The sequence below is a fragment of the Enterobacter sp. JS8-1 genome (assembly GCF_049187015.1).
Classification (GTDB): domain Bacteria; phylum Pseudomonadota; class Gammaproteobacteria; order Enterobacterales; family Enterobacteriaceae; genus Enterobacter; species Enterobacter mori.
On record NZ_CP185805.1, the window covers coordinates 842,465 to 861,047 of the forward strand.

17 protein-coding genes are annotated in these 18,583 nt (G+C 54.8%); 10 read left to right on the forward strand and 7 right to left on the reverse strand.

Annotated elements, in window-relative coordinates; genetic code table 11:
- Positions 1-11: 11 nt before the first annotated feature.
- Together clcA and erpA are read left to right on the forward strand one after the other, a co-directional pair.
- The gene (gene clcA, locus ACOQH0_RS04000) at positions 12-1,412 is read left to right on the forward strand and encodes a H(+)/Cl(-) exchange transporter ClcA (RefSeq protein WP_421511595.1); all 1,401 of its coding nucleotides are present in this window, start codon (positions 12-14) and stop codon (positions 1,410-1,412) included.
- A gap of 86 nt (positions 1,413-1,498) precedes the next feature.
- Positions 1,499-1,846, forward strand: a complete 348-nt coding sequence (gene erpA / locus ACOQH0_RS04005; protein WP_010426752.1) for an iron-sulfur cluster insertion protein ErpA — start codon at positions 1,499-1,501, stop codon at positions 1,844-1,846.
- Between the two features lie 92 nt (positions 1,847-1,938).
- Here the strand turns inward: erpA and ACOQH0_RS04010 are convergent, their stop codons facing one another.
- From ACOQH0_RS04010 to mtnN, 3 genes are read right to left on the reverse strand one after another with little or no spacing between them, the layout of a single operon-like run.
- Positions 1,939-2,556: a TRIC cation channel family protein gene (locus tag ACOQH0_RS04010; protein WP_089599142.1), complete on the reverse strand. Its 618-nt coding sequence runs from the start codon at positions 2,554-2,556 to the stop codon at positions 1,939-1,941.
- A gap of 30 nt (positions 2,557-2,586) precedes the next feature.
- Complete coding sequence (gene btuF / locus ACOQH0_RS04015) at positions 2,587-3,387, reverse strand: vitamin B12 ABC transporter substrate-binding protein BtuF (RefSeq protein ID WP_421511596.1); 801 nt, start codon at positions 3,385-3,387, stop codon at positions 2,587-2,589.
- Positions 3,380-4,078: a 5'-methylthioadenosine/S-adenosylhomocysteine nucleosidase gene (mtnN, locus tag ACOQH0_RS04020; protein WP_010426746.1), complete on the reverse strand. Its 699-nt coding sequence runs from the start codon at positions 4,076-4,078 to the stop codon at positions 3,380-3,382. Before mtnN ends, btuF begins: the two co-directional genes overlap by 8 nt.
- Positions 4,079-4,160: 82 nt before the next feature.
- Here mtnN and dgt point away from each other — a divergent pair, with 82 nt between their 5' ends.
- The 3 genes from dgt to ACOQH0_RS04035 all read left to right on the forward strand — a co-directional run bounded on the left by dgt (position 4,161) and on the right by ACOQH0_RS04035 (position 8,548).
- Complete coding sequence (dgt, locus tag ACOQH0_RS04025; protein ID WP_421511597.1) at positions 4,161-5,675, forward strand: dGTPase; 1,515 nt, start codon at positions 4,161-4,163, stop codon at positions 5,673-5,675.
- Between the two features lie 132 nt (positions 5,676-5,807).
- Positions 5,808-7,244 (forward strand): serine endoprotease DegP, encoded by a 1,437-nt coding sequence (degP, locus tag ACOQH0_RS04030; RefSeq protein ID WP_010426743.1) that lies wholly within the window; start codon positions 5,808-5,810, stop codon positions 7,242-7,244.
- A gap of 146 nt (positions 7,245-7,390) precedes the next feature.
- On the forward strand, positions 7,391-8,548 hold the full coding sequence (locus tag ACOQH0_RS04035) for a CdaR family transcriptional regulator (RefSeq protein WP_010426741.1): 1,158 nt from the start codon (positions 7,391-7,393) through the stop codon (positions 8,546-8,548).
- Between the two features lie 104 nt (positions 8,549-8,652).
- Here the strand turns inward: ACOQH0_RS04035 and ACOQH0_RS04040 are convergent, their stop codons facing one another.
- The 4 genes from ACOQH0_RS04040 to map form a co-directional block, all read right to left on the reverse strand.
- Entirely contained in the window at positions 8,653-9,042 is a 390-nt protein-coding gene (locus ACOQH0_RS04040; RefSeq protein ID WP_010426739.1) for a DUF3461 family protein, read from the reverse strand.
- A gap of 111 nt (positions 9,043-9,153) precedes the next feature.
- A complete protein-coding gene (dapD, locus tag ACOQH0_RS04045; RefSeq protein WP_010426737.1) occupies positions 9,154-9,978 on the reverse strand; it encodes a 2,3,4,5-tetrahydropyridine-2,6-dicarboxylate N-succinyltransferase in 825 nt (274 codons plus the stop codon).
- Positions 9,979-10,010: 32 nt separating this feature from the next.
- Positions 10,011-12,686 (reverse strand): bifunctional uridylyltransferase/uridylyl-removing protein GlnD, encoded by a 2,676-nt coding sequence (gene glnD / locus ACOQH0_RS04050; RefSeq protein ID WP_010426735.1) that lies wholly within the window; start codon positions 12,684-12,686, stop codon positions 10,011-10,013.
- Positions 12,687-12,749: 63 nt separating this feature from the next.
- Positions 12,750-13,544, reverse strand: a complete 795-nt coding sequence (gene map, locus ACOQH0_RS04055; RefSeq protein ID WP_010426734.1) for a type I methionyl aminopeptidase — start codon at positions 13,542-13,544, stop codon at positions 12,750-12,752.
- 321 nt (positions 13,545-13,865) lie between these two features.
- On the opposite strand from map, the gene rpsB reads away from it, so the two are divergent.
- The 5 genes from rpsB to ispC all read left to right on the forward strand — a co-directional run bounded on the left by rpsB (position 13,866) and on the right by ispC (position 18,455).
- Positions 13,866-14,591, forward strand: a complete 726-nt coding sequence (gene rpsB / locus ACOQH0_RS04060) for a 30S ribosomal protein S2 (protein ID WP_003856207.1) — start codon at positions 13,866-13,868, stop codon at positions 14,589-14,591.
- A gap of 117 nt (positions 14,592-14,708) precedes the next feature.
- The gene (gene tsf / locus ACOQH0_RS04065) at positions 14,709-15,560 is read left to right on the forward strand and encodes a translation elongation factor Ts (RefSeq protein WP_006173611.1); all 852 of its coding nucleotides are present in this window, start codon (positions 14,709-14,711) and stop codon (positions 15,558-15,560) included.
- A 149-nt stretch (positions 15,561-15,709) separates the two neighbouring features.
- Positions 15,710-16,435, forward strand: coding sequence for a UMP kinase (gene pyrH / locus ACOQH0_RS04070; RefSeq protein ID WP_006173609.1), 726 nt, complete (start codon positions 15,710-15,712; stop codon positions 16,433-16,435).
- 167 nt (positions 16,436-16,602) lie between these two features.
- A complete protein-coding gene (frr, locus tag ACOQH0_RS04075; protein ID WP_006173607.1) occupies positions 16,603-17,160 on the forward strand; it encodes a ribosome recycling factor in 558 nt (185 codons plus the stop codon).
- Between the two features lie 95 nt (positions 17,161-17,255).
- Positions 17,256-18,455, forward strand: a complete 1,200-nt coding sequence (gene ispC / locus ACOQH0_RS04080) for a 1-deoxy-D-xylulose-5-phosphate reductoisomerase (protein ID WP_421511599.1) — start codon at positions 17,256-17,258, stop codon at positions 18,453-18,455.
- Positions 18,456-18,583 lie beyond the last annotated feature (128 nt).

Consider the following 18,583-nt stretch of genomic DNA (forward strand, 5'->3'; position numbering starts at 1 on the left):
AAGAACAGGCAATGAAATCAGACTCACCCTCATTTGAAGAACAACAGTTTGCGCGCGCGCGACACCGTATCAGCATCCGACGACTGCTCAATCGCGACAAGACGCCGCTGGCGATTCTGCTGGGCGCTGCCGTGGTAGGAACGCTGGCGGGGCTGGTAGGCGTCGCGTTCGAAAAGGCCGTCAATGGCGTGCTTAACTGGCGTATTGGCACCGTTGCGGGTTACGCCGATCGCGAATGGCTGGTCTGGATCCTGGCGTTTGGTTTATCTGCACTGCTCGCCATGGTGGGCTATTTTCTGGTGCGGAAATTTGCCCCGGAAGCGGGCGGTTCAGGGATCCCGGAAATAGAAGGGGCACTCGAAGAGCTGCGTCCGGTCCGCTGGTGGCGCGTGCTTCCCGTGAAGTTTATCGGTGGGTTAGGCACGCTTGGTGCGGGAATGGTGCTCGGGCGCGAAGGGCCGACCGTACAACTGGGCGGTAATGTTGGCCGTATGGTCAGCGATCTGTTCAGGATGCGCAGCGCTGAAGCTCGCCATACGCTGCTGGCAACCGGTGCCGCCGCAGGGCTTTCCGCCGCGTTTAATGCTCCGCTGGCGGGGATCCTGTTTATTATCGAAGAGATGCGCGCTCAGTTTCGCTATAACCTGATCTCGATAAAAGCGGTGTTTACCGGGGTGATCATGTCGAGTATCGTCTTTCGCCTTTTCAATGGCGAAGGGGCGGTCATCGAGGTCGGGAAGCTCACCAATGCGCCGGTCAATACGCTGTGGCTGTATCTGATCCTCGGCATGATTTTTGGCATTGTTGGTCCGCTGTTTAACAGCCTTATTTTACGTGCTCAGGACATGTTTCAGCGGATCCACGGCGGTAACACGACCAAATGGGTGCTGGTGGGAGGGCTGCTTGGCGGCGCGTGCGGGGTTCTGGGCTTTATCGAACCCAACGCGGCAGGTGGCGGTTTTGGGCTTATCCCCATTGCGGCGGCGGGAAATTTCAGTATTGGTCTTTTGCTGTTTATGTTCATCTCGAGGGTGATCACTACCGTACTCTGCTTCTCCTCCGGCGCGCCTGGCGGCATTTTTGCCCCGATGCTGGCGCTGGGCACGCTGCTGGGAACCGCTTTTGGCATGGCGGCGGCTGTGGGTTTCCCGGCCTATCATCTTGAAGCCGGGACGTTTGCCGTCGCCGGAATGGGGGCGCTGCTCGCCGCGTCCCTGCGTGCACCCTTGACCGGGATCGTGCTGGTGCTTGAGATGACGGACAATTACCAGCTCATTTTGCCAATGATCATTACCTGTCTCGGCGCGACACTATTAGCCCAATTCCTGGGTGGAAAACCGCTATACTCCACCATTCTTGCACGGACCCTGGCGAAACAGGAGGCTGAACGGGCCTCAACGCAGAATACTTGAATGAATTACCAGGGTATTAGATAATGAAAAAAAGAATTGGGTGATTTTTACCCAATAGCAGTATGCAGTATTCATGGGAGCATAAGATGAGTGATGACGTAGTAGCTGTACCGCTCGAATTTACCGAAGCAGCAGCCAAAAAAGTGAAAGTCCTGATTGCCGATGAAGACAATCCGGAACTGAAACTCCGTGTTTATATTACCGGTGGTGGCTGCAGCGGCTTCCAGTATGGTTTTACCTTTGACGACCAGGTAAACGAGGGCGATATGACCATCGAGAAGCAGGGCGTCGCGCTGGTGGTTGACCCGATGAGCCTGCAATACCTGGTCGGTGGTTCGGTTGATTACACCGAAGGTCTGGAAGGTTCGCGCTTTGTGGTGACCAACCCGAACGCAACAAGCACCTGTGGGTGTGGTTCGTCGTTCAGTATTTAAGAGGGTGCGAGCTGGTGCCCTCACCCCGGCCCTCTCCCACAGAGAGAGGGAGAAAAGACTAAAACGGTAACCTTGCGGTTACCGTTTTGCGTTTACCTGTCATCCAGCGCAAACGTCGGCAGTTTCAGGTGCCAGCGTATCGCCGCTAAACGTATCACCAGCGTCACGACCATCCCCAGCATCGCGGCATTTTCCAGCGGGACCGCAAAGGTGTAATACGCGGTGGCGTGAACAATTCCACCTACAATACAGGCCGTCGCGTAAATTTCAGTACGCAGGATCATCGGCACTTCACGCGCCAGAATGTCACGAATGATCCCGCCGCCCACGCCGGTTAATACACCCATGCAGATCGCCACCATCGGACCGGTACCCGCATTAAACGCCTTATTAACGCCAATACCGACAAACACGGCGAGGCCGACGGCATCCAGCACCGGCAATATCCATTTGGGTAATCTGCGGGGTTGACGAACCAGTACAATGGTCAACATGCAGGTGACCATCGCCACCACCAGGTCGGTGGGATCTTTTACCCAAAATACCGGACCATTCGCCAGCGCCATATCGCGGATTGTTCCGCCGCCCACGGCGGTCACAACGCCCAGTACCAGCACGCCAAACGGATCCATGCGCAGTTTTCCGGCGAGTAAAACGCCGGAGATAGCAAAAACGGCTGTGCCAAGAATATCCAGCCAATACACGAGCATCGTTAAATCCTCGAACAGTATTTATCTATGTTAGTGACTCTCTGCCAGCGCGGCACAGAGTTGTTTTGCGGCGAGGATAATACGCGGGCTGGCGCGTTCAAACCAGTCACCGTTGAGCGGGATCACCGGAATTTTAAGCTGGCTTTGCCAGAAGTGTTCAACTTTAGGAATATCGCTCGCATTTCCGACCACGACGATGGCCTGCGGCTGGCGTGCAAGCACCTGTTCACGGCTGACCTGAGGCCACGGTACCCGGCTGGCTGCAAAGATATTTTCGCCGCCGCAGATTTCCAGCACCTGATTCTGAATCGAACCTTTTCCGGTGGTGAACAACGGCTGGCTACCAAATTGCAGGAAGATGCGTTTTTTGGCGGGGGTGTTGTACCGGGATTTTAGCGCCGCATAGTCGCTGAGCATCTGTTTCGCAGCGTCCTCGGCTTTTTTGGGCGTGGGGCTAAAAGGGGCCAGTTCGCGCAGCGTCTGGGCGATTTGCTCAATACTGACTGCGTCCACCCACATGACCTTAATACCCAGTGAGGTCAGTTGGTTGACCTGCCGCTCGGCATTGCCGCCACGCCAGGCCAGCACGAGGTCAGGCTTAAGCGCCACAATGCGCTCGAGATTCATTCCTTGCCAGGTCGCGACCTGCTCAATGCTGGCGGCCTGGGGGGGATAATTCGAAAAGCTACTCACGCCCACAGGGGTGATCCCGGCAGCAAAGGCCAGTTCGGTATTCGCGGGGGAGAGAGTAATCACACGCGGCAGGGCGAAAAGCCATGCCGGTGCGAGAAGAAGCAGGGCGGCCAGCGCCCTGACGGTATGTTTAGCCACGAGCCAGTTTCTGCACCAGACGCTCCACCATCACGGTGGACTGTTTTGCCGCCACAACAAGGAACTCGTCAAAGCTAATGTGGGACTGCTGGTCTGCCACGTCAGAGATCGCGCGAACCACCACAAACGGTACGCTAAAGTTATGGCAAACATGAGCAATCGCGGTTGCTTCCATCTCAACGGCAACCGCCTGCGGGAAGTTATGGCGGATTTTCGCCAGGCCCACGGAGCCGTTAATGAACGCATCACCGCTGACAATCAGGCCGCGTACCGCGTTGAGGTTCAGTTCTGCGATGCAGCTTTCTGCCGCGGCAATCAGGTTGTCGTCGGCTTTAAACCCGGCCGGGCAACCCGGAAGCTGACCATATTCGTAGCCGAAGGCGGTCACGTCGGCATCGTGGTAACGTGCTTCGTCGGAAACGACGATATCACCCACTTTCAGCGTCGGCGCCAGACCGCCCGCAGAGCCAGTGTTAACGATCACGTCCGGCTTGCAGCGTTCGAGCAGCAGGGTCGCACCCAGCGCAGCCGCAACTTTACCGATGCCAGATTTCAGCAGAGCCACGTCAACACCGTTCAGCTGGCCGGTGTAGATTTCACAACCACCCAGAGAGAGAGTCTGACGGTTCTCAATTTTGTCACGCAGCAGCGTAACTTCTTCTTCCATTGCACCAATAATGCCGATTTTCATAGATTTACTCGCGATGTGCCTTGTTAAGATGCATAGTCTATCATGCGGTTAAGGGGAAACGCATTCTCACGCGGGGGAGCACATGGCACCAATCGATTTTCGCACCAAAATTAACTGGCACCGACGTTTCCGTTCGCCGCAGGGCGAAAAGAGCGAACATGAGATCCTGCGTATCTTCGAGAGCGATCGCGGGAGGATCATTAACTCGCCCGCTATCCGGCGCTTGCAGCAAAAGACCCAGGTGTTCCCGCTGGAGCGTAACGCCGCGGTGCGCACGCGCTTAACCCACTCCATGGAAGTTCAGCAGGTTGGGCGGTACATTGCCAAAGAGATTTTGAGCCGCCTGAAAGAGCAGCGGCTGCTGGAAACTTATGGTCTGGATGAACTGACCGGGCCGTTTGAAAGCATCGTTGAGATGGCCTGCCTGATGCATGACATCGGCAACCCGCCCTTTGGGCATTTCGGCGAGGCGGCGATCAACGACTGGTTTAAGCAGCGGCTTTTCCCTTTGGACGCGAAAAGCCAGCCCCTGAGCGACGATCGCTGCGTGGTGAGGGATTTACGCCTGCGTGAGGGTGAAGAGAGTCTTAACGATCTGCGTCGCAAAGTCCGTCAGGATCTCTGCCATTTTGAAGGTAACGCGCAGGGGATCCGCCTGGTGCACTCCCTGATGCGCATGAACCTGACGTGGGCACAGGTGGGCTGCATACTCAAATACACGCGCCCGGCCTGGTGGATGGGAGAAACGCCTGCCACGCACAGCTACCTGATGAAAAAGCCGGGCTACTATCTCTCCGAAGAGGCCTATATTGAGCGGCTGCGTAAAGAACTTTCATTAACGCCAAAGGGGCGTTTCCCATTGACGTGGATTATGGAAGCCGCCGATGACATTTCCTATTGCGTGGCCGACCTGGAAGACGCCGTTGAGAAAAGAATATTCAGCGTCGAGGAGCTTTATCAGCATCTTTATGATGCCTGGGGTAAACATGAAAAAGGGTCGCTGTTTTCTCAGGTCGTCGAAAATGCCTGGGAAAAATCGCGCTCGAATTCCCTCAGCCGCAGTACCGAAGATCAATTCTTTATGTATTTGCGGGTCAATACATTAAATAAGCTGGTGCCTTACGCGGCGTCGCGCTTTATTGATAATTTGCCGCTGATTTTCAGCGGGGAATTCAATCACGCGCTGCTGGAAGATGACAGCAGTTTCAGTCAACTCCTTGAGCTTTATAAACATGTGGCGATGCGCCATGTGTTCAGCCATCCGGACGTGGAGCAATTAGAGCTGCAGGGATACCGGGTGATCAGTGGGTTACTGGAAATTTATTCCCCGTTGCTTCACTTATCGGTCGATGAATTCAGCGAGCTGGTGGAACACGAGCGCGTACGGCGAATACCTATCGAATCCCGGCTGTATCAGAAACTTTCTACCCGTCATCGTCTGGCGTATGTCGAAGCGATTGGTAAGCTGGCGCGCCACTCTCCTGAATGGCCGGTAATGGAATATTATTATCGCTGTCGCCTTATCCAGGACTATATCAGCGGCATGACAGATTTGTATGCCTGGGATGAATACCGCAAACTCATGGCCGTGGAATAAGCGCTGAGTTTTGTAAAGACGACCAATAAATTTTTACTTTTTCCATAAACTTAATCCCGGAACTAAGCGGTATAAAACGAATCTGAGTTACACAGCAATTTTGCGTTATCTGGTAAATCGAGATTGAGAAACATGAAAAAAACCACATTAGCAATGAGTGCACTGGCTCTGAGTTTAGGTTTAGCGCTGTCTCCTCTGACTGCTACTGCAGCCGAGACCGCGTCGTCAGCAGCAACCGCGCAGCAGATGCCAAGCCTGGCACCGATGCTCGAAAAAGTGATGCCATCGGTGGTAAGTATTAACGTTGAGGGCAGCACGACCGTCAATACGCCGCGCATGCCGCGTAACTTCCAGCAGTTCTTCGGCGACAACTCGCCGTTCTGCCAGGACGGTTCGCCATTCCAGAGTTCCCCGTTCTGTCAGGGCGGTGGGGCAGGAGATGACAGCCAGGGCGGCGGCCAGCAGCAGAAATTCATGGCGCTTGGCTCGGGTGTCATCATTGACGCCGCAAAAGGCTACGTGGTAACCAACAACCACGTTGTGGATAACGCCAGCACCATTAAAGTTCAGCTGAGCGACGGTCGTAAGTTCGATGCCAAAGTCGTGGGTAAAGATCCGCGCTCCGACATCGCGCTGATCCAGATTCAGGATCCGAAAAACCTGACGGCGATTAAGCTTGCCGATTCCGACGCGCTGCGCGTGGGTGACTACACCGTGGCAATCGGTAACCCGTTTGGTCTGGGCGAAACCGTGACTTCAGGTATCGTCTCTGCGCTGGGTCGTAGCGGCCTGAACGCAGAAAACTACGAAAACTTCATCCAGACGGATGCGGCGATCAACCGCGGTAACTCCGGCGGTGCGCTGGTGAACCTGAACGGTGAACTGATCGGTATCAACACCGCTATCCTGGCACCGGACGGCGGCAACATCGGGATCGGCTTTGCTATCCCAAGTAACATGGTGAAAAACCTTACCGCGCAGATGGTGCAGTATGGCCAGGTGAAACGCGGCGAGCTGGGTATCCTCGGAACTGAGCTGAACTCCGAACTGGCTAAGGCAATGAAAGTCGACGCTCAGCGCGGGGCATTCGTCAGCCAGGTGATGCCGAATTCCTCTGCGGCGAAGGCGGGCATTAAAGCGGGTGATGTAATCACCTCCCTGAACGGTAAACCGATCAGCAGCTTTGCCGCCCTGCGTGCCGAAGTGGGCTCGATGCCGATTGGCAGCAAAGTCACCCTCGGCCTGCTGCGCGACGGTAAGCCGGTTAACGTGAGCCTGGAGCTGCAGCAGAGCAGCCAGAATCAGGTGGATTCCAGCACCATCTTCAGCGGGATTGAAGGTGCCGAGATGAGCAATAAAGGCGCAGACAAAGGCGTGGTGGTGAACAACGTGAAAGCGAATTCACCGGCAGCCCGTATCGGCCTGAAAAAAGGGGATGTGATCATGGGCGCTAACCAGCAGCCGGTGAAAAACATCGCTGAACTGCGCAAAATTCTCGACAGCAAGCCTTCCGTGCTGGCGCTGAATATCCAGCGTGGGGATACCTCGCTTTATCTGCTGATGCAGTAATTCTCTCAAGCCCCTGTTCGCAGGGGCTTTCTCGTTTCTGTGACTGTTACCACAACTCCATACTTCTCCCTCTCTCTTTGTGCATTCGCACAATGCAGCCATCGCTGAACTTCCCTATGCTTGAGCTCTGCTCACAGGAGGGTTACATGGCTGGCTGGCATCTTGATACCAAAATGGCGCAGGATATCGTGGCGCGCACCATGCGCATCATTGATACCAATATCAACGTGATGGATGCTCGCGGGCGCATTATCGGCAGCGGCGATCGCGAGCGTATTGGGGAATTGCACGAAGGTGCATTGCTGGTGCTCTCCCAGGGCCGCGTGGTAGATATCGACGATGCGGTAGCAAAACATCTGCATGGCGTACGTCAGGGCATCAATTTGCCGCTGCGCCTCGAAGGTGAGATTGTGGGGGTAATCGGTCTGACCGGCGAGCCGGAGTCGCTGCGTAAATACGGCGAGCTGGTCTGTATGACGGCGGAGATGATGCTGGAGCAGTCGCGCCTGATGCACCTTCTCGCCCAGGACAGCCGCCTGCGCGAAGAGCTGGTCATGAACCTTATACAGGCGGATGAGCACACGCCTGCACTCAGCGAATGGGCGCAGCGGTTGGGGATCGATCTGAACCAGCCGCGCGTGGTGGCGGTGATTGAGGTCGATAGCGGCCAGCTTGGCGTGGACAGCGCCATGGCAGAGCTGCAGCAACTGCAAAACGCGCTGGCGACGCCGGAACGCAATAACCTGGTGGCGATTGTGTCTCTGACTGAAATGGTGGTGCTTAAACCCGCGCTCAATCAGTTTGGCCGCTGGGATGCAGAAGACCATCGCCGCCGCGTGGATCAGCTGATTGCACGCATGCAGGAGAACGGCCAGCTGCGTTTTCGCGTTGCGCTGGGCAATTACTTTACCGGGCCGGGCAGTATCGCCCGCTCCTGGCGGACCGCACGCACCACCATGATGGTGGGTAAACAGCGTATGCCGGAAAGCCGCAGTTATTTCTATCAGGATTTGATGTTGCCGGTGCTGCTCGACAGCCTGCGCGGCGGCTGGCAGGCCAATGAGCTGGCGCGGCCATTAGTGCGGCTGAAAGCCATGGACAACAACGGCCTGCTGCGCCGCACATTGCAGGCCTGGTTCCGTCACAACGTGCAGCCGCTGGCGACCTCGAAGGCGCTGTTTATTCACCGTAATACCCTGGAGTATCGGTTAAACCGGATTTCGGAGCTGACGGGGCTGGATCTGGGGAATTTTGACGACAGGCTGCTGCTGTATGTAGCGCTGCAGCTGGATGAGCAGCGATGATGTTGTTTGCCGGGTGGCGGCTTCGCCTTACCCGGCCTACATGATGGTTTTCGCCCTCTCCCTGTGGGAGAGGGCCGGGGTGAGGGCATCAGGCCGCACCCAACTTATTTGTTGCGAGTTAACTTCTCAAGATCTGCTTCAATCTCGCTGATCTTATTCGTCACAACGCTTTCAAGGTGACGCAGATCGTCAAGGATCTTACGCTTGAGATCGACTTCAGTACGGTCGCGCTGGCAGATCTGATCGAGTTCATCGATCACATAGCGCAGGTTAGGGCTGATTTCCTGTACTTCTTTGTAACCCTGACCGATGCCGTCAGCCACCACGGTTTTGCGCTGGCGTGGATATTTAAACTTCACGCTTTTGGCGAAAAACTCACCTTTGTCCTTGTGAAAATAGATTTTAAGAATATCGTTATTGGCTTCCTGACGGAGGCTGTAACGATCAATTTCATCAGGATTGGTAATGCCCAGACTTTTCAGATTATCGTACATAGCGGTACCCTTGATCTCAACATAACCTTTGAATAATTAACGAAAAAATCTATTTCCGCCACCCTCAGATACAAAAAAAGCGGGGTTGCCCCCGCTTTTTGTTATACCCGATTAATCGATGGTGCGCAGCAACTCGTTGATGCCCACTTTACCGCGGGTTTTCGCATCCACTTTCTTCACGATAACCGCGCAGTACAGGCTGTATTTACCGTCTTTGGACGGCAGGTTGCCGGAAACCACCACAGAACCCGCTGGAACGCGACCGTAGTGAACTTCACCGGTCTCGCGGTCATAAATACGGGTGCTCTGGCCGATGTAAACGCCCATGGAGATCACGGAGCCTTCTTCCACGATCACGCCTTCAACCACTTCGGAACGTGCGCCGATGAAGCAGTTGTCTTCGATGATGGTTGGGTTAGCCTGCAGTGGCTCCAGTACGCCACCGATGCCGACGCCGCCGGACAGGTGAACGTTTTTACCGATTTGCGCGCAAGAGCCGACTGTTGCCCAGGTATCCACCATGGAGCCTTCGTCAACGTAAGCACCGATGTTTACGTAAGATGGCATCAGCACGGTATTGCGTGCGATGAACGCGCCCTGACGCACTGCCGCAGGTGGTACCACGCGGAAGCCTTCTTTCTGGAAGCGCGCTTCGTCGTAGTCAGCGAATTTCATTGGCACTTTATCGAAGTAGCGGCTTTCTGCTCCGTCGATAACCTGGTTATCGTTGATACGGAAAGAGAGCAGCACGGCTTTCTTCAGCCATTGATGAGTGACCCACTGACCGTCGATTTTTTCTGCCACGCGTAATGCGCCGGAATCCAGCAGGGAAATAACCTGGTTTACCGCTTCACGGGTCACGGTATCCACATTTGCCGGAGTGATCTCGGCGCGACGCTCAAAAGCGGACTCAATAACGTTCTGTAACTGCTGCATTGTTTACTCTTTCCATTTCACTAAAAAACACGTCACCCTTTATCGTTTGGATTGAGGGCTGCTGTCAACCGTTGTTGCACTTCAAGCTGCAGGTCATTATTAAGGGCACGTCGGTCCGCTGTGGCGATTATAAATAAATCTTCTACTCGCTCACCAATGGTTGTAATTCGGGCGCCATGAAGCGAAATTCCCAGATCGGCAAAAACCTGGCCGACGCGGGCAAGTAGCCCTGGCTGATCGAGCGCAATCAGCTCCAGGAACGATTTACGGTCGGTGTGGGTCGGCAGGAAATTGACCTCGGTATCGACGGTAAAATGACGCAATTTTGCAGGCTGGCGACGCGGCTGCGGCGGTTGCCAACTGCGCTGGGTAATGGCCTGCTCCAGACCAAACCGAATCCCTTCATGCCTGTCCGACGACAGCGGGCTGCCGTCCGGCTCCAGCACAATAAAGGTGTCCATTGCCATGCCGTCGCGGGTGGTAAAAATCTGCGCGTCGTGAACGCTCAGATTACGCCTGTCCAGTTCGGCGCAGACGGCGGCAAACAGATAGGGTCGGTCCGGGCTCCAGATGAAGATCTCCGTGCCCCCGCGCGTGGCCTGCGGGCTGAGCAGGATCATCGGCTTCGACAAATCGTGCTTCAGCAGATGCCGCGCGTGCCAGGCAAGCTGGTTTGGGCTGTGACGCACAAAGTAGTTGGCGCGACAGCGCGCCCAGATCTGATGCAGTGCCTCTTCATCAATATTATCCATCCGCAGCAGCGCCAGCGCCTGCAGCTGATGGTGGCGCACGCGCTCGCGCATGTCCGGGGTGTTTTGCATACCCCGACGCAGCTGTTTTTCGGTAGCAAAGTACAGTTCGCGCAGCAGGCTCTGCTTCCAGCTGTTCCACAGGGTTTCGTTGGTGGCGCAAATATCCGCCACCGTCAGGCAGACCAGATAGCGCAGGCGGTTTTCCGTTTGCACCTCTTCGGCGAACTGCTTGATCACTTCAGGATCCTGAATATCACGACGCTGTGCGGTGACCGACATCAGCAGGTGATGACGGACCAGCCAGGCCACCAGCTGCGTTTCGCGTGAGTTCAGCCCGTGCAGCTCAGCAAATTTCAGCACGTCCTGCGCCCCCAGCACCGAGTGGTCGCCGCCGCGACCTTTGGCGATATCGTGGAACAGGGCGGCGATCAGGATCAGTTCAGGATGGGAGAGGCGTGGCCACAGTTCAACGCACAGCGGGTGGCGGGATCGCGTCTCTTCTTTCGCAAAGCTTTCCAGCTTGAGCATGACGCGGATGGTGTGTTCATCCACGGTGTAAGCGTGGAAAAGATCGAACTGCATCTGACCAACAATATGCGACCACTGGGGCATATACGCCCACAGCACGCTGTGGCGGTGCATCGGCAGCAGGCCGCGGCTGACGGCGCCCGGGTGGCGCAGCATGCTCAGGAACAGGGCGCGCGCTTCCGGGATATAGCACAAAGGCTGAGTCAGGTGGCGGCGCGCATGGCGCAGATGACGCAGGGTGGTGGAGTAGATCCCGGTGATCGTGCTGTTGCGAACCATGGTATAGAACATCCGCAGAATCGCTTCCGGCTCGCGGATAAACAGCGTTTCGTCGCGCAGATCGATAAGCGTCCCGCGCAGCTGGAACTCATCATCAATCGGGCGCGGCTTTTCGTCCGCCGTCAGGGCCAGAATGGCCTCGTCGAACAGCTGCAGCAGCATCTGGTTCAGCTCGGTCACCCGGCGGGTGACGCGGAAGAAATCCTTCATCATGTGCTCAACCGGCTCGTTGCCTTCGCCCTGGTAATTCAGGCGCTGAGCCACGCTGAGCTGGCGATCAAACAGCAGGCGGTTATCGTAGCGGGTGACTTCCAGATGCAGGGCAAACCGGATGCGCCACAGCAGGTGCAGGCACTCGTTTAGCTCGTTACGCTCGGCCTCGGTGAGGAAGCCGAAGCCGACCATCTCATCCATTGACGTCGCGCCAAAGTGGCGACGGGCGACCCACTGCAGGGTATGAATGTCGCGCAGGCCGCCGGGGCTGCTTTTAATATCGGGTTCAAGATTATAGCTGGTGCCGTGGTAACGCTGGTGGCGCTGGTTTTGCTCCTCGACCTTCGCGGCGAAGAACTTTTCTGACGGCCAGAAGCCGTCGCTGAAGATGTGTTTCTGTAGCTCCAGGAACAGCGCGACGTCGCCAATCAGCAGGCGGGTTTCAATCAGGTTGGTGGCGACGGTCAGGTCAGATAGCCCCTCCAGCAGACACTCTTCCAGGGTGCGCACGCTGTGGCCCACTTCCAGCTTCACGTCCCAGAGCAGGGTCAGCAGTTCGCCAATTTTTTGCGCCTGTTCGTCCGGCAGCTTTTTGCGGCTTAAGATCAGCAGGTCGATATCGGAAAGCGGATGCAGTTCACCGCGACCATAGCCCCCGACGGCAACCAGCGCTACGTCGCTAATCTGCCCGAAGCCGTAATCGATCCACAGGCGTTGCAGCAGTTGGTCGATAAACTCGGTGCGTGCTTCGATGAGTTGCTCTGCGGAAATGCCAGCGTCAAACGCGCTACTGAGCCAGCGCTGGAAGACATCCATATGTGCTTTAATATCGGCACACTTCAGCTCATGCGGCGGCCAGACGCCCGGGTTGTCGGGCTGGTCGGGAAGGGTGGGAAGGGCTGTGTTAGCATACTGTTCGGGTAAAAGATTACTCATCGTGCGCCACCCATAAGAAAAAGCTATCGCCATTAAAAAAGCCGGCATTCGCCGGCTCTTTTATCACTCAATGTTCGTCAGTATCGCCGGGATGGTGTCATCCTTGCGCAACGTCATAATTTCGCAGCCGTTGTCTGTTACCACAATAGTATGCTCGTACTGTGCAGACAAGCTTCTGTCTTTGGTTTTCACCGTCCAGCCGTCTTTCATGGTGCGGATGCGGTAATCGCCCGAGTTGACCATGGGCTCAATGGTGAAGGTCATGCCTTTCTGCAGCACCACGCCGCCGTCATCCGCATCGTAGTGCAGAACCTGCGGCTCTTCGTGGAAGACGCGACCAATGCCGTGCCCGCAGTATTCACGCACCACGGAGAAACCTTCTGCTTCCACGAACTTCTGGATAGCCGCACCGATAGTGCGCAGACGGATGCCTGGTTTCACCATCTTCAGTGCCAGGTAGAGGCTCTCTTGCGTCACTTTACACAGGCGCTCGCCGAGGATGGTCGGTTTGCCTACGATGAACATCTTAGAGGTGTCGCCGTGGTATTCGTCTTTAATGACGGTCACGTCGATGTTAACGATGTCGCCATCTTTCAGCAGTTTTGCGTCGTCCGGAATGCCGTGACAAACCACTTCATTTATAGAGATGCACACGGATTTTGGAAAACCGTGGTAGCCGAGGCAGGCGGAGACCGCGTGCTGCTCGTTGACGATGTAGTCATTACAGATGCGATCCAGCTCGCCGGTGCTGACGCCCGGCTTCACGAACGGCTCGATCATTTCCAGCACTTCAGCGGCCAGACGACCGGCGACGCGCATCTTTTCAATTTCTTCAGGAGTCTTAATAGAGATAGCCATGTAATCTGTCCATCGGTGTCGATTTTTTCGACAATACTAGTTCAAGTGTCGTCAATGGTAACAGTCTGGCGCACCCACTGCCAAATTGAGAATCATTAACAGCACACACCGTCAACAATTATTGGTTTCTGGCCGTGTTTTGTGGTATAAAGCGCGCCGGACTTCCGATCCATTTCAGATACACAGGCTGGACGGAAGCGACAAATCTCACTTTGTGTAACAACACACACGTATCGGCACATATTCCGGGGTGCCCTTTGGGGTCGGTAATATGGGATACGTGGAGGCATAACCCCAACTTTTACTATAGAGGTTTTAAACATGGCAACTGTTTCCATGCGCGACATGCTCAAGGCTGGTGTTCACTTTGGTCACCAGACCCGTTACTGGAACCCGAAAATGAAGCCTTTCATCTTCGGCGCACGTAACAAAGTTCACATCATCAACCTTGAGAAAACTGTACCAATGTTCAACGAAGCCCTGGCTGAGCTGAACAAGATCTCTTCCCGTAAAGGTAAGATTCTGTTCGTTGGTACTAAGCGCGCTGCAAGCGAAGCTGTGAAAGATGCTGCTAATAGCTGCGACCAGTTCTTCGTGAACCATCGCTGGTTGGGCGGCATGCTGACCAACTGGAAAACTGTTCGTCAGTCCATCAAACGCCTGAAAGATCTGGAAACCCAGTCTCAGGACGGTACTTTCGATAAGCTGACTAAGAAAGAAGCGCTGATGCGTACTCGTGAACTGGACAAGCTGGAAAACAGCCTGGGCGGTATCAAAGATATGGGCGGCCTGCCAGACGCGCTGTTCGTAATCGATGCAGACCACGAGCACATCGCAATCAAAGAAGCTAACAACCTGGGTATCCCGGTATTCGCTATCGTTGATACCAACTCCGATCCGGACGGTGTTGACTTCGTTATCCCGGGTAACGACGACGCAATCCGTGCTGTTAGCCTGTACCTGAGCGCTGTAGCTGCTACCGTTCGTGAAGGCCGTTCCCAGGATCTGGCTTCTCAGGCGGAAGAAAGCTTCGTAGAAGCTGAATAATAAGGTTTTACCCCTTATTAGTACCGTGTATGAATAGGGGCCAATTATCGGCCCCTTTTTTCAATTTATACTGTTTGGCTTATGGCCGGGCAGTTCACATCTCCCGAGGATTTAAGAATGGCTGAAATTACCGCATCCCTGGTAAAAGAGCTGCGCGAGCGTACTGGCGCAGGCATGATGGATTGCAAAAAAGCGCTGACTGAAGCGAACGGCGACATTGAGCTGGCAATCGAAAACATGCGTAAATCCGGTGCGATCAAAGCAGCTAAGAAAGCAGGCAACGTTGCTGCTGACGGCGTGATCATCACTAAAATCGACGGCACCTACGGTATCATTCTGGAAGTTAACTGCCAGACTGACTTCGTTGCTAAAGATGGCGGTTTCCAGGCATTTGCGAACAAAGTACTGGACGCAGCTGTAGCGGGCAAAATCACTGACGTTGAAGTTCTGAAAGCACAGTTCGAAGAAGAGCGTGTTGCGCTGGTTGCTAAAATCGGTGAGAACATCAACATCCGTCGCGTATCTTCCCTGGAAGGCGACGTTCTGGGTTCTTACCAGCACGGCGCTCGTATCGGTGTTCTGGTTGCGGCTAAAGGCGCTGATGAAGAGCTGGTTAAACAGCTGGCAATGCACATCGCTGCAAGCAAGCCAGAATTCGTTAAGCCAGAAGACGTGTCTGCTGAAGTGGTAGAGAAAGAGTACCAGGTTCAGCTGGACATCGCGATGCAGTCTGGTAAGCCTAAAGAAATCGCAGAGAAAATGGTTGAAGGCCGCATGAAGAAATTCACCGGCGAAGTTTCTCTGACTGGCCAGCCTTTCGTTATGGATCCAAGCAAGTCTGTTGCTCAGTTGCTGAAAGAGCACAACGCTGACGTAACTGGCTTCATCCGCTTCGAAGTGGGCGAAGGCATCGAGAAAGTTGAGACTGACTTCGCAGCAGAAGTTGCTGCAATGTCCAAGCAGTCTTAATGATTGAAAAGGAGCCGCCTGAGGGCGGCTTCTTTTTGTCACCCGTCATACAAAATCAGACAGGTTACTGTATCCCTGCGCTGGTTTGCGGCATAACATGTCGCCAGAATTAACCCCATCTTAATCGTTGACAGTCTCAGGAAAGAAACATGGCTACCAATGCAAAACCCGTGTACAAACGCATTCTGCTTAAGCTGAGTGGCGAAGCGCTGCAGGGAACGGAAGGCTTCGGTATTGACGCAAGCATCCTTGACCGCATGGCACAGGAAATCAAAGAACTGGTCGAACTGGGTATTCAGGTTGGCGTGGTCATTGGCGGTGGCAACCTTTTCCGTGGTGCTGGTCTGGCGAAAGCGGGGATGAACCGCGTTGTGGGCGACCACATGGGTATGCTGGCAACCGTGATGAATGGCCTGGCCATGCGTGATGCGCTCCATCGCGCCTATGTGAACGCCCGCCTGATGTCCGCTATTCCTCTGAACGGCGTGTGCGATAACTACAGCTGGGCAGAAGCCATCAGCCTGCTGCGCAATAACCGCGTGGTGATCCTCTCCGCCGGTACGGGTAACCCGTTCTTTACCACCGATTCCGCTGCCTGCCTGCGCGGTATCGAAATCGAAGCCGATGTGGTGCTGAAAGCGACTAAAGTGGATGGCGTGTTTACTGCCGATCCGGCAAAAGATCCTTCTGCGACCATGTACGATCAGCTGAGCTACAGCGAAGTGCTCGATAAAGAGCTGAAAGTAATGGATCTTGCCGCCTTCACGCTGGCTCGTGACCACAAACTGCCGATCCGTGTCTTCAACATGAACAAGCCGGGCGCACTGCGCCGCGTTGTAATGGGCGAAAAAGAAGGCACTTTGATCACGGAATAATTTCCGTCGGCGATAAATACAGGTAAGATTCCGCTTTACTTTGTAGTGGTATCTTACCCGGACGCGCCTTTGGCGTTGTCATGAATTAAACGCGACTATACTTAGCACACCTGTAGCGCTGTGCTGGCGGTTAGTCTGCCTGAGACAAGTTTTCAAGGATCCGTAACGTGATTAACGACATCAGAAAAGATGCTGAAGTACGCATGGATAAATGCGTAGAAGCGTTCAAAAACCAAATCAGCAAAATCCGTACTGGCCGTGCTTCTCCAAGCCTGCTGGATGGCATCATCGTAGAATACTACGGTACGCCAACTCCACTGCGTCAGCTGGCGAGCGTTACCGTAGAAGATACCCGTACGCTGAAAATCAACGTATTCGATCGTTCAATGAGCCCGGCTATTGAGAAAGCGATCATGGCGTCTGACCTCGGTTTGAACCCAAGCTCTGCGGGTGCTGACATTCGCGTTCCGCTGCCTGCACTGACCGAAGAACGTCGTAAAGACCTGATCAAAGTGGTGCGCGGTGAAGCTGAGCAAGGTCGTGTTTCCGTACGTAACGTACGCCGCGACGCGAACGATAAAGTGAAAGCGCTGCTGAAAGAAAAAGAGATCAGCGAAGATGATGACCGTCGTTCCCAGGATGACGTGCAGAAGATGACTGACGCGGCTATCAAGAAAATTGATGCGGCGCTGGCAGATAAAGAAGCGGAACTGATGCAGTTCTGATTTCTGTCGTACACTGATAAACGCCGTTCAGGGGACGTTGTGTCTTACTGGCGGCGTTTTGCTTTTATCTGGTCTAACTTTTTTCCGGGCATCTCATGAAGCATTTAACACTCCTTGGCTCAACTGGCTCTATCGGTTGCAGCACTCTTGACGTGGTTCGCCATAATCCTGAAAGCTACACCGTGACCGCCCTTGTGGCCGGTAAAAACGTGCAGCGCATGGTGGAGCAGTGTCTGGAGTTTACGCCCCGCTTTGCGGTGATGGATGACGAAGAGAGTGCTCGGCAGGTGAAAGCGCAGCTGCAGGAAAAGGGCAGCCGCACCGAGGTGCTCAGCGGTCAGCAGGCGGAATGCGAGATGGCGGCGCTGGATGAGGTCGATCAGGTGATGGCCGCCATCGTTGGGGCGGCTGGGCTCCTGCCGACGCTTGCTGCTATTGATGCCGGTAAAGATGTTCTGCTGGCGAATAAAGAGTCGCTGGTGACCTGCGGACGCCTGTTTATGGAGGCGGTCAAGCAGCGCGGAGCACGTCTTTTACCGGTTGATAGTGAACACAACGCCATTTTTCAGAGTTTGCCGCAACCTTTTCAACAGAACCTGGGGTACGCTGACCTGGAGCAGAATGGCGTTGTGTCGATTCTGCTCACCGGGTCTGGTGGCCCGTTCCGTGAAACGCCACTGTCAGAACTGAGCGCAATGACGCCGGATCAGGCGTGCCGTCATCCGAACTGGTCGATGGGTCGTAAGATCTCCGTTGATTCAGCCACCATGATGAATAAAGGTCTGGAATACATTGAAGCGCGCTGGCTGTTTAATGCGTCAGCGACACAGATGGAAGTGCTGATCCACCCGCAATCGGTGATTCACTCTATGGTGCGCTATCAGGATGGCAGCGTGCTTGCTCAGTTGGGCGAACCGGATATGCGCACGCCTATTGCTCACGCCATGGCGTGGCCAAACCGTGTGACATCCGGGGCAAAACCGCTCGATTTTTGCAAGCTGAGTTCACTGACCTTTAGCGAGCCTGATTACGACCGTTACCCTTGCCTTAAGCTCGCGATGACGGCCTTTGACCAAGGGCAGGCGGCGACGACGGCACTGAATGCAGCGAATGAAGAGACCGTTGAGGCATTTCTGAATCAGCAGATCCGCTTTACCGATATCGCAGCAATGAATCTTTCAGTGCTTGAATTGATGGATTTGCGCGAGCCACAAAGCGTGGAAGAGGTGCTGGCGGTCGATGCAGAGGCTCGCATTGTTGCGCGTAAACTGGTGACACGTCTCGCAAGCTGGTGATAAAGCAGCCACTAGTCGTCGTGCTATTTGTTAGCGTTGTGCTTCAGTGATATAGTCTGCGCCACCTGATCGCAGGTATTTGACTTTATGTGGTCAGGTAAGCCGTGGTTTGACACGGCTTTTTTATG